General features: G+C 58.9%; 14 protein-coding genes. 5 read left to right on the top strand and 9 right to left on the bottom strand.

Annotated features, from left to right (window positions below; genetic code table 11):
* The first annotated feature begins 23 nt into the window (after nt 1-23).
* The gene (locus EY643_RS19340) at nt 24-1,184 is read left to right on the top strand and encodes a TRAP transporter substrate-binding protein (RefSeq protein WP_153240796.1); all 1,161 of its coding nucleotides are present in this window, start codon (nt 24-26) and stop codon (nt 1,182-1,184) included.
* 1 nt (nt 1,185) lies between these two features.
* Here the strand turns inward: EY643_RS19340 and EY643_RS19335 are convergent, their stop codons facing one another.
* From EY643_RS19335 to EY643_RS19325, 3 genes are read right to left on the bottom strand one after another with little or no spacing between them, the layout of a single operon-like run.
* Nucleotides 1,186-1,581 (bottom strand): acyl-CoA thioesterase, encoded by a 396-nt coding sequence (locus tag EY643_RS19335; protein WP_153240795.1) that lies wholly within the window; start codon nt 1,579-1,581, stop codon nt 1,186-1,188.
* Between the two features lie 25 nt (nt 1,582-1,606).
* Nucleotides 1,607-2,968, bottom strand: a complete 1,362-nt coding sequence (locus EY643_RS19330) for a TRAP transporter large permease (protein ID WP_153240794.1) — start codon at nt 2,966-2,968, stop codon at nt 1,607-1,609.
* A 1-nt stretch (nt 2,969) separates the two neighbouring features.
* Entirely contained in the window at nt 2,970-3,590 is a 621-nt protein-coding gene (locus EY643_RS19325) for a TRAP transporter small permease subunit (RefSeq protein ID WP_153241142.1), read from the bottom strand.
* On the opposite strand from EY643_RS19325, the gene yaaA reads away from it, so the two are divergent.
* Together yaaA and EY643_RS19315 are read left to right on the top strand one after the other, a co-directional pair.
* Complete coding sequence (gene yaaA, locus EY643_RS19320; protein WP_153240793.1) at nt 3,589-4,371, top strand: peroxide stress protein YaaA; 783 nt, start codon at nt 3,589-3,591, stop codon at nt 4,369-4,371. The two genes, EY643_RS19325 and yaaA, sit on opposite strands and share 2 nt — an antisense overlap.
* Before the next feature lie 2 nt (nt 4,372-4,373).
* A complete protein-coding gene (locus EY643_RS19315; RefSeq protein ID WP_338035557.1) occupies nt 4,374-4,970 on the top strand; it encodes a DUF938 domain-containing protein in 597 nt (198 codons plus the stop codon).
* 4 nt (nt 4,971-4,974) lie between these two features.
* On the opposite strand, the gene EY643_RS19310 is transcribed toward EY643_RS19315, so the two are convergent.
* From EY643_RS19310 to EY643_RS19300, 3 genes are read right to left on the bottom strand one after another with little or no spacing between them, the layout of a single operon-like run.
* Nucleotides 4,975-6,117: a GNAT family N-acetyltransferase gene (locus EY643_RS19310; RefSeq protein WP_153240791.1), complete on the bottom strand. Its 1,143-nt coding sequence runs from the start codon at nt 6,115-6,117 to the stop codon at nt 4,975-4,977.
* 12 nt (nt 6,118-6,129) lie between these two features.
* Nucleotides 6,130-6,990: a 4-hydroxybenzoate octaprenyltransferase gene (ubiA, locus tag EY643_RS19305; RefSeq protein WP_153240790.1), complete on the bottom strand. Its 861-nt coding sequence runs from the start codon at nt 6,988-6,990 to the stop codon at nt 6,130-6,132.
* Between the two features lie 30 nt (nt 6,991-7,020).
* Entirely contained in the window at nt 7,021-7,653 is a 633-nt protein-coding gene (locus EY643_RS19300; protein ID WP_153240789.1) for a chorismate--pyruvate lyase family protein, read from the bottom strand.
* Nucleotides 7,654-7,797: 144 nt separating this feature from the next.
* On the opposite strand from EY643_RS19300, the gene EY643_RS19295 reads away from it, so the two are divergent.
* Entirely contained in the window at nt 7,798-9,168 is a 1,371-nt protein-coding gene (locus EY643_RS19295; RefSeq protein WP_153240788.1) for an FAD-dependent oxidoreductase, read from the top strand.
* A gap of 3 nt (nt 9,169-9,171) precedes the next feature.
* On the top strand, nt 9,172-9,729 hold the full coding sequence (locus EY643_RS19290) for a DUF1415 domain-containing protein (protein WP_153240787.1): 558 nt from the start codon (nt 9,172-9,174) through the stop codon (nt 9,727-9,729).
* Here EY643_RS19290 and recG read toward each other — a convergent pair.
* The 3 genes from recG to EY643_RS19275 are packed head-to-tail and all read right to left on the bottom strand — an operon-like array spanning nt 9,704 to nt 13,056.
* Nucleotides 9,704-11,770, bottom strand: coding sequence for an ATP-dependent DNA helicase RecG (gene recG / locus EY643_RS19285; RefSeq protein ID WP_153240786.1), 2,067 nt, complete (start codon nt 11,768-11,770; stop codon nt 9,704-9,706). The genes EY643_RS19290 and recG overlap by 26 nt on opposite strands.
* Entirely contained in the window at nt 11,767-12,669 is a 903-nt protein-coding gene (locus tag EY643_RS19280) for a hydrogen peroxide-inducible genes activator (RefSeq protein WP_153240785.1), read from the bottom strand. The genes recG and EY643_RS19280 overlap by 4 nt, the downstream gene beginning before the upstream one ends.
* Nucleotides 12,670-12,672: 3 nt before the next feature.
* Complete coding sequence (locus EY643_RS19275; RefSeq protein WP_153240784.1) at nt 12,673-13,056, bottom strand: RidA family protein; 384 nt, start codon at nt 13,054-13,056, stop codon at nt 12,673-12,675.
* Nucleotides 13,057-13,069 lie beyond the last annotated feature (13 nt).

The raw sequence follows: 13,069 nt of genomic DNA, 5'->3' as shown, positions 1-13,069 counted from the left end.
CAAAAAATTGAGGAACCAATGCCATGGCCATCAGTGAAACTGAAAAGCGCCTGAGCCCGATAATTATCCTGGCCCTGGTGTCTGCTCTTGTCGTGGTGATCGCTCTGTGGGCGACCGATAAATCAGGCGAGGCTGGTCCGGCGCATGCTGGCAGCGTTGCGGCGAGCGAGGAAGTTATCGAATGGAAGCTGGTAACAACCTGGCCCAAGAATTTCCCGGGCCTCGGGTCCGCGGCCGTAAACCTGGCTCGACATGTCGAGGAAATGAGTGCCGGCAGGCTGAAGATACATGTTTACGGTGGAGGCGAAATCGTACCCTCGCTGGGTGTCTTTGACGCGGTGTCACAGGGCGTTGCAGATGCCGGGCACGGGGCAGCGTATTACTGGAAAGGCAAAGTCCCTTCGTCGGTATTTTTTACCTCCGTACCGTTTGGCCTGAATGCGCAGGAGACTTATGGCTGGCTGCACTATGGAGGTGGGCTGGAACTCTGGGAAGAGGCCTACGCGCCGTTTAATCTGATTCCCTTTGCCGGAGGCAGTACCGGCGTACAGATGGCCGGCTGGTTCAACAAGGAGCTGAACACTGCTGAGGACCTCAAGGGCCTCAAGATGCGCATTCCCGGCCTCGCCGGCGAGGTGTTCAAAGCGGCGGGCGGCACGGCGGTGAATATTCCCGGCGGTGAACTCTATACCTCCATGCAAACCGGGGTTATCGATGCCCTCGAATGGGTGGGCCCGTACAACGATCGCATCCTGGGTTTCCATGAGGTGGCGAAATACTACTATTACCCCGGTTGGCACGAGCCCGGCTCAATACTAGAGTTTATCGTCAACAAGGACTCGTTTGAGGCCTTGCCTGCGGACTTGCAGGCGATCGTGCGTCAGGCTGCCCGCGCGGCGAGCCAGGACATGCTCGATGAGTATACCGGGCGCAACAACCAGGCACTGCAGGCCCTGGTAAACGAGCACGACGTCCAGTTGAGACGTCTGCCAGAAAACGTGTTGGAGGCTCTGTGGCGAGGGACTCGCAAGGCGATGGATGATCTCGTTGCACGGGACCCGATGGCCGCAAAAGTCTATGCCTCTTACAGCGAGTTTTATAAAGGGGTGCGCAACTACCACCACATTTCAGAACAGGCGTATTACAACCTGCGTGATGAAGTGATGGGTGACGAGGACTACTAGTTCAGTTGTTCTGGATGGCCCGGGTGCGCCCATTCTCATCGATGGCGACAAATACGAATTCGCCCTCGGTGACTTTGATCGGCTCGCCATCATGTTGTGAGTTGATCCATACCTCGACCACCATGGTGATTGAGCTGCGGCCAATTTCAAGCACATCGCAATAGCAGGACACCACGGCCCCTACGTGCACCGGGGTTAGGAATAGCATGCCGTTGATGGCTACTGTTGCCACCCTGCCGCCGGCCACGTCGCTGGCGGTGACCATGCCAGCAATATCCATTTGCGACATCAGCCAGCCGCCAAAAATATCGCCTGCGGGGTTGGTGTCCGCGGGCATGGCAACGGTCTGTAGGGCCAGTTCCCCGTGGGGGACCGGTGTTGAATCGATGTCGTTCATGATCTATCTCGGGTGATTTTGTTAATTACTGCTTCATTTGCGCCGGCAGCCAGGTAGCCATCTCCGGCCAGGCCCACAGCGCCATGATCAGCAGCAGCTGGATGATTATAAAGGGAACCACGCCGCGGTAGATAGCACTTGTGGGCAGACTCTCTGGTGCCACGCCTCGTAAGTAAAACAGAGCAAAGCCGAAGGGTGGGGTCAGGAAGGAGGTCTGCAGGTTGATAGCGATCATCACACCCAGCCATATAGGATCCAGCCCCATGGCCAGCAGGATAGGGCCTACGATGGGCACGACGACATAGGTGATCTCGATAAAGTCGAGGATAAACCCGAGCAGAAAAATAGCGACCATGACCACCAGTGTGGCGCCCATAACCCCGCCGGGCAGGCTGTGGAAGAAACCATGAATTAGCTCTTCGCCACCGAAGCCACGAAAGACGAGGGAAAATAGAGCGGCGCCCAGCAGTATTAGGAAGACCATGCAGGTGACTTCCATGGTATTGATCACCGCCTCTCGCAGCCGCGCCAGGTCCATCTGACCTTTTGCGTAGGCCAGAATCAGCGCACCAATGGCCCCGATGCCCGCTGCTTCGGTAGGCGTTGCAGCGCCTACGAGGATCGAACCCAGCACCACGGTGATCAAAACCAACGGCGGGAGCAGGCCCTTCAATAATTTGCCAAGGTCCAGCCGGGTCTCGTCTGCCGGGGGTGCCGCTTCGGGTTTAAGGGTGGAGTACACCAGGATGTAGAGGATATAGAGCGCGACCAAAATCAGGCCAGGTATTAGCGCGCCGACAAACAGGTCGCCGACCGAGATGGTTTTTGGCTGGAACACGTTCATCGATAGCTGGGCTTGCTGGTAGGCATTGGCAAGCACGTCGCCCAGCAGTACCAACGCAATAGACGGCGGAATGATCTGGCCCAGGGTGCCGGTGGCGCAGATCGTGCCAGCAGCGAGAGATGGGCTGTAGTTATTGCGCAGCATGGTGGGCAGAGACAGCAGGCCCATGGTGACTACGGTGGCACCGACAATACCGGTGCTCGCGGCCAGCAGCATGCCCACCACGACAACCGAGATACCCAGCCCCCCGCGCAAGCCACCGAAGGCTCTGGCCATACTGTCCAGCAGCTCCTCGGCTATCTTGGATTTTTCGAGGATGTTCCCCATGAGGATGAACAGCGGTACAGCGACCAGGGTGAAATTGTTGATGGTGCCGAAAATGCGACCGGGTAGAGCATTGAGGAATCCGGCGTCAAACACACCGGCGAGTATGCCCCCCGCGGCAAAAGCCAGCGCGGTGCCCGCCAGGGTAAGGGCTACCGGGTAGCCGAGCATCAGCAACAGACAGACCGCGGCAAACAGGTAGAGCGACAAATACTCCATGTCAGTCCTCCACCAGCGTCAGTGTGCTGCGCAAGGTCTCAGCAATGCCCTGGAGCAGCAGATTTAGCGCCATAGCCGGGATCAGGCCCTTGAGCAGGTACACCGCTGGAATGCCGCCGGGTTCAGAAGAAATTTCCCCGATCGCCCATGACTCGCTAACGAATTGCCAACTCACCATGGTCACAAACAGGCAGAAGGGTATAAGGAAGACAATGCCTCCGAGGGTATCGACCCAGGCCTTGCCTCGCGCGCTGAACTCGCGGTAGAAAATGTCTACGCGGACGTGGGCTCCCACTTTCAGAGCGTAGGCGGCCCCCAGCATGAACAGGCTGCCGTGCATATAGGTGACCAACTCCTGGGCAAATATCGAGTTGGTATTAAAGCCGTAGCGCATCACCACAATCACAGCGGTAGTGAGGCCCATGGCCAGCGCCAGCCAGGCCAACAGGCGGCCGGTGACGTCGGTCACCCGGTCGATCGTGCTAACAACAGATTTAAGGCTGGATATGAACAGAACGCGTCCCGGGGGTTTTTGATTATTTTGGCGCAGAGTATCATAGCAGCCGCAGCAAAGGGCGGCCTTGTGGGCCACCACGCAAACAATCAACAAGGCAGGCAGCATGCTCACAGTAATTTCCCCAGCCAAGACCCTCGATTTTGACACCCCTCCAACCACGCGCAAATCTACCCAGCCCCAGTTCCTGCAGCAGTCTCAGCAGTTGGTGGAAGATGCGCGCCAGATGAGTCCGGACGATATCCGCGGCCTGATGGGGGTAAGCGAGAACATTGCGGCGCTGAATCATGCCCGCTTTATGAACTGGGGAACACCGTTCACCCTCGATAACGCCAAGCAGGCCGTGCTCGCATTCAAGGGCGATGTTTATACGGGTCTCGAGGCCGACACGCTAACGGCCTCCCAGTTAGGCTTTGCCCAGAAGCATCTGGGTATTCTCTCCGGGCTCTATGGTTTGCTTCGTCCTCTGGATCTGATGCAGCCTTATCGGCTTGAAATGGGCCTCAAATTTGCCAATTCAGGCGGCAAGAACCTGTATGAATTCTGGGGTAATGACATTACCGAGCTGCTGCAGAAACAGTTGAAGAAGTCTGGCTCACCGGTACTAGTGAATCTGGCCTCGAATGAGTACTTCAAGGCGGTAAAAGTGCGCGAGCTGGAAGCGGAACTTATCACGCCAGTGTTCAAGGACCTGAAGAACGGGAAATACAAGGTGATCAGTTTCTACGCCAAGAAAGCCCGAGGCGAGATGGCCCGCTATATCATCGACAAGGAGCTGAATGATCCAGCGGCACTAAAGAAATTCAAGGGCAGTGGCTACAAGTACAATCGGGCAGAGTCCAGCGCCCACGAACCGGTATTCACACGCGATACGCCCCCGGCAGCTTGAAGATGGATGGCCTGCCGTTTTCTCAGGCGTGTGAAAACAACAAGGCGCCCATTCTCGACGTTCTGACTCGCGTATTTGCGGGCTCCACTGAGGTACTGGAAATTGCCTCGGGTACGGCGCAGCACGCCACCTGGTTTGCCCAGCACCTGACACACTTGCGCTGGCAGCCCACTGACATGTCCGCCCAGATGGCAACGCTGGAACCTCGTTGCGGAGCCTATCGAGGAGCCAATCTCGCTTCTCCCCTGTGTCTGGATGTGAGCGCGCGCCCGTGGCCCGTAGCCACTGTTCCGCAGGCGCTGTTCACCGCCAACAGCCTGCACATCATGCCGTGGGAATCCGTCTGTGAGTTGTTTGCGGAGCTCGGAGAGCGCGCTTCGGCGGGCACCCTGTTGGCGGTATATGGTCCGTTTAACTACGGCGGGGAGTACAGTTCTGCCAGCAATGCGCGTTTCGATGAATGGCTTGCCAGCCAGGCCAGCTACAGCGCTATTCGCGATTTCGAGCGGGTGAATGAACTGGCCGAGACGGCGGGTTTCAAGTTGCAGGAAGATAACGCCATGCCGGCCAATAATCGCCTGCTGGTCTGGCGCAAGTGAGTGATCACTCCGCTGCCTGTTTGAACGGCAGCAGTGTTTCCGCTTCGCGCTTGTAAGCCGCAGTATGAGCGACCTCCGAGCGGGTAAAGTCGGCCACAGCGGCCGCTAGTCCGGGATCTGCAATCCAGTGATTTGACCAGGTTTCAACCGGGCGGAAACCGCGCTGAATCTTGTGCTCTCCCTGGGCACCTGGGTCAAATCGGGCAATGCCCTGCTCGATACAATACTCGATGCCGCGGTAGTAACAGGCCTCAAAGTGGAGGCAATCGAATTCCTCCAGGCATCCCCAGTAGCGGCCGTAAAGTGTGTCGGACGACCTGAAGTAGAGCGCCGCTGCGACAGCGTTGTCGCCGTGTCTTGCAACGACCATGACTACCTGGTCCCCCAGGGTGGGAAGTAGCTCGGTGAAAAATTCCCGGCTGAGATAGCCGCCGTGGCCACTGCGTTTGGCGTAAGTGGTCTGGTAAAAGTGATGAAATCGCTCCCAGTCTGCCGCGGTAATCTGCGCTCCCTCGAGGGTCTGGAGTTCAAGGCCCTGCTCTTCGATACGCCGGCGCTCTCGCCGGAGGTTTTTGCGCTTGCGGCTGGAAAAATCTGCGAGAAAGTCGTCAAAGTGATGGTAGTTGCGGTTGAACCAGTGAAACTGCACCGCTACGCGCTGGGGGCAGTCACGTTCCAGAAACGCGTCGGACACCTCTTTTTCCGGGAACAGCAGATGCCAGCTCGAAACTTCTTGAGCGGCCGCGAATTGTTTTATCGCTTGCAGCACTGTATCCCTGGCGGTGGCCGGGTCTAACTCAGGGGTATGGGCGAGACGCGAACCGGTAGCCGGGGTGAACGGAATAGCGGTGACAAGCTTCGGGTAGTACTCCAGGCCACTTTGCTGCCAGGCCCGGGCCCACGACCAGTCGAACACGTACTCTCCGTAGGAATGTGACTTGAGGTACATCGGCATGGCAGCAAGCAGCGATCCTTCTTGCCGCAGCAGCAGGTGACAGGGCTGCCAGCCCGATTCTGCAGTAGTGCAGCCGGTTCGCTCCAGCCCCAGCAAGAAATCGTGTCGGGTAAAAGGGTAGTCCCGTCCGAACAGCTGCTCCCATTCGCTGGCGTCGACTTGCTCAAGGCTGGTTATGAACTCTGCTTCCATCTCAGCGCGCTATCAAATTGCGTAATCGAGTGCGATGCCCGCAAAAATAACCGCGCCCACCCAGTTGTTGTGCAGAAATGCTTTGAAGCATGCGTCGGGATCGCGTTCCCGGATCAGGTACTGGTGATAGCCGCACAATGCCGCTGCGATCACCAGGCCTAGATAGTAGGCCGCTCCCAGATGGAAACTCTGGCCCGCAGCGACCATCAGTCCGAGGAAACCAAGCTGCAGCAAGGCGACGATCAGTCGGTCGTGCCGGCCAAACAGAATGGCGGTAGATTTGATGCCCACTACCAGATCATCCTCGCGATCGACCATCGCGTATTTGGTGTCGTAGGCCACGGTCCAGGCGAGGTTGCCCAGGTAGATCAACCACAGTGCGTTGGGGAGCTCGTTGGTCTGGGCCGCAAAGGCCATTGGGATGCCCCATGAGAAGGCTGCCCCCAGGACCAGCTGAGGGAGGTGGGTGTAGCGCTTCATAAATGGGTAGGTGGAGGCCAACGCAACTGCGGCGAAGGACAGTTTCACCGTGAGTGGGTTGGTGAACAACACCAGCACAAATGCAGCGAGGAGCAGCCCCAGGAACAGCGCTCGCGCCTCATTGGGGGTGACCGTACCGGTGACCAGCGGGCGGCCACTGGTGCGGTTTACTTCGCCATCCCAGTGGCGGTCCGCTAGATCGTTGACCACGCACCCGGCCGAACGCATGAGGAACGTCCCGAGCACAAAAATAATCAACAGGTCGACATCAGGAACGCCACCCGCGGCTATCCATAGAGCCCAGAGCGTTGGCCATAGCAGCAGGGTGGTGCCAATCGGCTTATCGAAGCGGATCAGTTGTAGCAGAGCCTGGAATTTGGAGGGTGGGGGCATCAATAAAAAGTGGGCCAGAAAGTCGTCAGCTTACTGCTTCGGACGAACAATTGCAGCGCTCACTTTGCCTCGTTGGGTGCGATGAACGGGTAGCACCGTAGGCCAGGGGCGGAAGTCCTCAAGGAACACCTCGCTCACCATCACGCTGCGGCCGTTCATATCAAAGCGCGAACGGCGTGCCCAGACCGCTTGCGATTGTTGATACTCGCGCGGCAGATAGTCACTGTCGCCGGCGATCCGGGCCAGTTCGAAGGGGCTGCGGCGCATATTGGGATGGCTGAACAGGATGGCCCCCAGCGGGCGAGTCTGGAGGCGGCGCAGGTGGCCAAGATCGCCGGTCAGGCTTGAGAGGGGCATGACACTGCGGGCAAACACGACGTTGTGACTGCCCTGGTTCAGCACAACCTCGCGCACGATGGCGAGCTGGCGCTGACCCAGGTCCAAAAGGCGCCGCTCCGAGGGCAGTGGAACCTCCCAGCCCTGGAACAATCTGTCCACGGCGAACACGCCCCGTTGCTGGTCTATGAGCCTTCCGGTCAAAGAGCCATCATCCAGCAGCCAACGGCGGATATCCGGCGCGAGTTCCCGTGACGTCAAGCGCTCATTGCGCTGCCAGTGGGGCTCGCGCGGGGATCTGCGACGGTTTGAGGGGGTGAGTGTCATGGCTCGGGAGAATGCTTGATCCGACCCGGCCTTGCAAGCTGTCGGTGGCTCAATATGTCAACTTTGGAGCCGCGAAATGGCCTTGCACATTTTTCACACAACCCTATAGTGTTTCGTCCCAAAGTAACCCTTAGTGAGATCAAAATGAGTAGATGGGAATGTATTGTCTGTGGCCTGGTTTACGACGAGAAAGAAGGCTGGCCGGATGACGGCATTGCCCCTGGCACCAAGTGGGAAGACGTGCCCGAAGATTGGCTGTGCCCGGACTGTGGTGTGGGTAAGGAAGACTTCGAACTGCTCGAGGAGTCGCCGGTAGACGACACGCCCCACCATGAGGAACCGGTCGTGGACCAGGTGCACGCGCCTGTTGTCATTCTCGGTACTGGCCTTGCAGGTTATGGCCTGGCCAAGGAATTCCGCAAGCACGATGCAGAGACCCCGTTGATCCTGATCACTTCTGACGACGGCCGCTCCTACTCCAAGCCGATGTTGTCCACCGGCTACACCAAGGACATGAGCACTACCGATTTGGCCCAGATGGATGCCGGATCAATGGGCCGTATGCTAAAGGCCAGCGTCTGGACCATGACCAAGGTGGCCGCAATCGACACCGCCAACCAGCTCATCAAGGTTGGCGACGCAGAGACCGCAGTGCACTACAGCAAGCTGGTACTGGCACTGGGTGCTGATGTTATCCGCCCACCTATTGAGGGGGATGGCCTGGACAAGGTGTATTCGATCAATGATCTGTTGGACTTCGATGACTTCCGCACCGCGATGAAGAAGAACGGTGCCAGCAAGGTTTGCCTGATTGGCGGCGGCCTGATCGGCTGTGAATACACCAATGACCTTATCAACGGCGGCTTCGAAACAGAAACCGTAGATCCGCTCGGCTATTGCCTGCCCACACTCCTGCCCGAGCCCGCGGGCAAAGCGGTGCAGGCTGCTCTGGAAGAGAAGGGAGCGAAGTTTCATTTTGGCCCGCTGGTAACCGCGGTGAACACCGCAGATTCTGGCGTAAAAGTGTCGCTTAACAATGGCGACACCATCGACGCTGACCTTGTGCTGTCCGCGGTAGGTGTTCGTCCCCGTGTTGACCTGGCCCAGGCTTCAGGCATTGAGACCAATCGCGGTGTGGTCACCAATCGCCTGCTCGAAACAAGCGTGCCCAATGTCTACGCAATGGGAGATTGTGCCGAGGTAAACGGCCATGTGCTGGTTTATGTTGCGCCGCTGATGGCACAGGCGCGTGCCCTTGCGAAAACCCTGACGGGCGAACCCACCGAAGTGAGCTATCCGGCTATGCCTGTCACCATCAAGGTACCTGCCTGTCCCGTTACTGTTGCGCCCCCGGCGCAGGGTGCAGAGGGCGAGTGGTCGTTTGAAATTGACGGCAACAATGTCAAAGGTGAATTCCGCAACGGTGCGGGAGAGCTACTGGGTTTTGCCCTGACTGGTGATGCGACCAAGCAGAAGATGGCGCTGCAGAAAGAGCTGCCGCCTATCATGCCCTGAGCGATGCCTGACGGGGCTGCAGTAGAGCGGCAAACAAGAGCGTGGCTGGCGGATTTTGTCGTCGGCCTCAATCTCTGCCCTTTCGCCCGCCCAGTGTTTGAGAGCCCGGCATTGCGCGTGGCTGTCTGTGATTCCCGCGAGAGCCCGGACCTGGTCCGGGCTTTTTTAATGGAGTTGGATCTACTGCAATCGCAGCCGGAGGAGGAGGTTGCGACCACCCTGTTGGTCTTTTCCCGTGCTCTGGCATCCTTCGACGACTACCTGGATTTTCTCGCCGAGGGTCAAGACCTGCTCGAGCAGGCGGGCCTGGAGGGGTTGGTGCAACTGGCCAGTTTTCACCCGGATTACCTGTTTGAGGGGGAGGATCCTGCCTCTAGCAGTCACTACAGTAATCGCTCACCGTGGCCGACGATTCATTTTATCCGCGAGGATATGTTGTCCCGGGTATTGGGAGAGTTTCCGGATCCCGAGGCGATACCCGCTCGCAATATGCAGACGCTGGCTGACATAGGCGTGGATGAGCTGCGGCGCAGGGTCAGACTTTTGCGAACTGGCGCGTAGTTCCGGTCCAGCGCTGAACCAGCGGTTCCACCAGTTGTGGATGGTTCTTCTGGAGATTCGCGGCAATCTGCTGCACCTCGTCGAGAAGATGATTGTGCGCCGGTAGTTGGGCTACGCGGAACTCCATCAGGCCTGTTTGCCGGGTGCCGAGTACTTCTCCCGGGCCGCGCAATTCCAGATCCTTCTCGGCAATATAGAAGCCGTCGCTGCTTTCACGCATGGCTGTCAGACGCTGTTTGCCATTGGCGGATAACGGCGACTGGTAAAGCAAAACACAGTGGCTTGCTGCTTCGCCGCGGCCGACCCTGCCGCGCAGCTGGTGGAGTTGGGCCAGGCCCAGACGCTCGGGGTTCTCGATAATCATAAGGCTGGCATTGGGGACATCGACACCCACCTCAATAACCGTCGTGGCGACCAGTAAGTCCAGTTCGCCAGCTTTGAACGCCGCCATCACCGTGTCTTTTTCGGCGGGTTTCAATCGCCCGTGCACGAGCCCAACCCGCAGCTGTGGCAGGGCCATGCGCAATTCCTCGGCGGTGGCCTCGGCGGCCTGTGCCTGCAAGACATCGCTCTCCTCTACTAGGGTACAAACCCAGTACGCTTGACGGCCACCGGCACAGGCGGCGGCGACGCGCTCGACAATACGCTCGCGGCGTTGGTTGTCGATTAGCACTGTTTCAACCGGTGTTCGTCCGGGCGGCAATTCGTCGATGATGGAGCAGTCGAGGTCAGCGTAGGCGACCATGGACAGGGTGCGCGGAATGGGGGTCGCGGTCATTACCAGCTGGTGCGGGCGACCCACATCGGGCCCCGATTTTTCTGTTAGCGAAAGCCGTTGGTGGACGCCGAAGCGATGCTGCTCGTCTACCACGACCAGGCCGAGGCGGTGGAACATCACGTCGTCTTGAAACAGGGCGTGGGTACCCACAATCAGCCCTGCGGTTCCCGATTCGATCTGCGCCAGGGACGCGGCCCGGATTTTGCCCTTGCTGCGACCGCTCAGCCAGGCGATTTCGATATCGAGATCGGCGAACCAGCTGGCGAAGTTGCTGCGATGTTGTTCAGCGAGGATTTCCGTGGGCGCCATAATGGCCACCTGGTAGCCGCTGGCGATGGCCCGCAATGCGGCGGCGGCGGCCACCAGTGTTTTTCCGGACCCTACGTCCCCCTGCACTAGCCGCAACATGGGGTGGGGGCTCGCGATGTCTGCCTCGATCTCGGCGATGACGCGCTGCTGTGCGCCGGTGGGGGTGAAGGGCAGTCCGGCCAGAAATTTCTGCATCAATTCGTCGCCGCCCTTAAGACAGGGCGACCCCTCGGCCTGTTGCTGTTGCCGCAAGCCCTGCAGGGTCAGGTTGTGCGCTACAAGTTCTTCCAGTGCCAGGCGCAACTGGGCCGGGTGCTCGCCCGCCACTAATTGCTGCTGTGGTGCTTCGGGTGGAGGTGAGTGCAGGTAGCTCAGCGCAGCACCCAGATCGTAGGGGAAACGGTGGCCTGTAGGCAGCAGATCCGTCGGTGGATCGCGGTGCAGGCGCAACACGGCTTGCTCACAGAGCTTGCGCCACTGATTCTGGCCGATGCCGTTGGTGGTTGGGTAGACCGGAGTTAATGCCTCTTCGTTATGCGTCTCGCCATCAACGATCTGGCGATACTCTGGGTGGTACATTTCCAGGCCGCTGGCACCCCGTCGCGCCTGGCCGAAACAGCGGATACGGGTCCCTGGCAGCAGGTTGTTTTTCTGTGCTGCGGAAAAGTGGAAGAAACGCAGGGTCAGGGTGCCGCTGCCGTCCTGGATGCGAACCACCAAGGAGCGGCGTTTGCCGAAAGCGATATCGGCTACCCGCACTTCACCTTCCACGACTACGTCTGCTCCCGCCTGGAGGGCGCCGATCGGTGTGACTCGGGTGCGATCCTGGTAGCGCAGGGGCAGGTGAAACAGCAGATCTTCCACCCGGTGTACCCCGTAGTCAGCAAGTTTCCTGGCGAGACTTGGGCCCACGCCGCGCAGTTCCTGCACCGGTGCTCCGGCTATACCGCTCATTCGTCTCGGAGGGCGTCAGTCAGTATGTCGATGGCCTGGTGACGGGGGTAGCTGACTCGCCAGGCCAGGGCGATGGTGCGCGCTGGCGGCGGGTCGCTAAAAGGCCGTACTGTGAGGTGGGTATCGCCGTAGAGAGCGAGGCTGGCTGCAGATTCCGGCAACACCGTGATTCCGAGCCCGCCTGCCACCATATGCTTGAGGGTCTCAAGTGAGCTGCCTTCGACAGTGGCGTGGTCTCGAGCGTTGTGTTCAATAATGGATTCCTGCAGGCCGGGGCATGCCTCGAGCACCTGGTCGCGGAAGCAATGGCCTTCGCCCATCAACAGGACTTTGTGGTCGGCTAGTGCGGCCGGGTCGATAGTCGTTTCCTTGACCAGGGGATGGTCGTCGGGCATGAGTACCACAAAGGGCTCGTCAAACAGGGCACGGGTAACAACATCCGGCTCGGTGAACGGAAGCGCTACAAAAATCGCATCCAGGGCGCCACTACTGAGTTTCCCGCGCAGCGCAGCGGTGTAGCTCTCTTCTATATAGAGCGGCATGTCTGGCGCGATTCTGCGCAGGCCGGAAAGTAGTCGGGGGAAGAGGTAAGGTCCGACGGTATAGATGGCGCCCACCGACAGCACGCTGCCCAGAGGGTCTTTGCCTTGCTCTGCCAGGGCAACCAGATTGCTGGCTTCCTGTAAAACAGTGCGGGCCTGGCTGACCACCTGCACGCCGATGGGAGTGGGGCTTACCTTATGCCGCGCCCGTTCAAACAGGTCGACACCCAACTCTTCTTCCAGTTTCTTGATGGCGATACTGAGCGTGGGTTGGCTTACGTTGCAGGTGTCTGCGGCTTTGCGAAAATGGCCGCATTCGGCAAGGGCGACGAGGTAGCGAAGTTCGGTCAGGGTCATGGCTTAGACCGAGAGAATGGCCTCGACTTCGATACTGACCGCCTTGGGTAACGCGGCGACCTGAACACAGGCGCGAGCGGGGTAGGGCGCGTCAAAATAGCTGGCCATGACCTCGTTGACCGCTGCAAAGTCGCCGAGATCGGTCAGTGAGATGTTTATCTTAACGGCGTTATTGAGCGTGCCGCCGGCGGCATCGGCGATAGCTTTCAGGTTCTCGAACACCTGTCTGGCCTGGGCGGTAATGTCGCCATCAACCAGTTCCATTGAACCGGGTACCAGGGGAATCTGGCCGGAAATCCACACGGTGTTTCCCACCTTGATGGCCTGTGAGTAGGGGCCTATTGCCTCTGGGGCATCGGGGGTTGAGATGACGGCGCGATTGGTCAATGCTTTCTCCTTT

It is taken from the genome of Halioglobus maricola (assembly GCF_009388985.1).
Taxonomy (GTDB): domain Bacteria; phylum Pseudomonadota; class Gammaproteobacteria; order Pseudomonadales; family Halieaceae; genus Halioglobus; species Halioglobus maricola.
The sequence above is the reverse complement of the archived record's forward strand: the minus strand, read 5'-3'. Positions and strand labels throughout refer to the sequence as shown.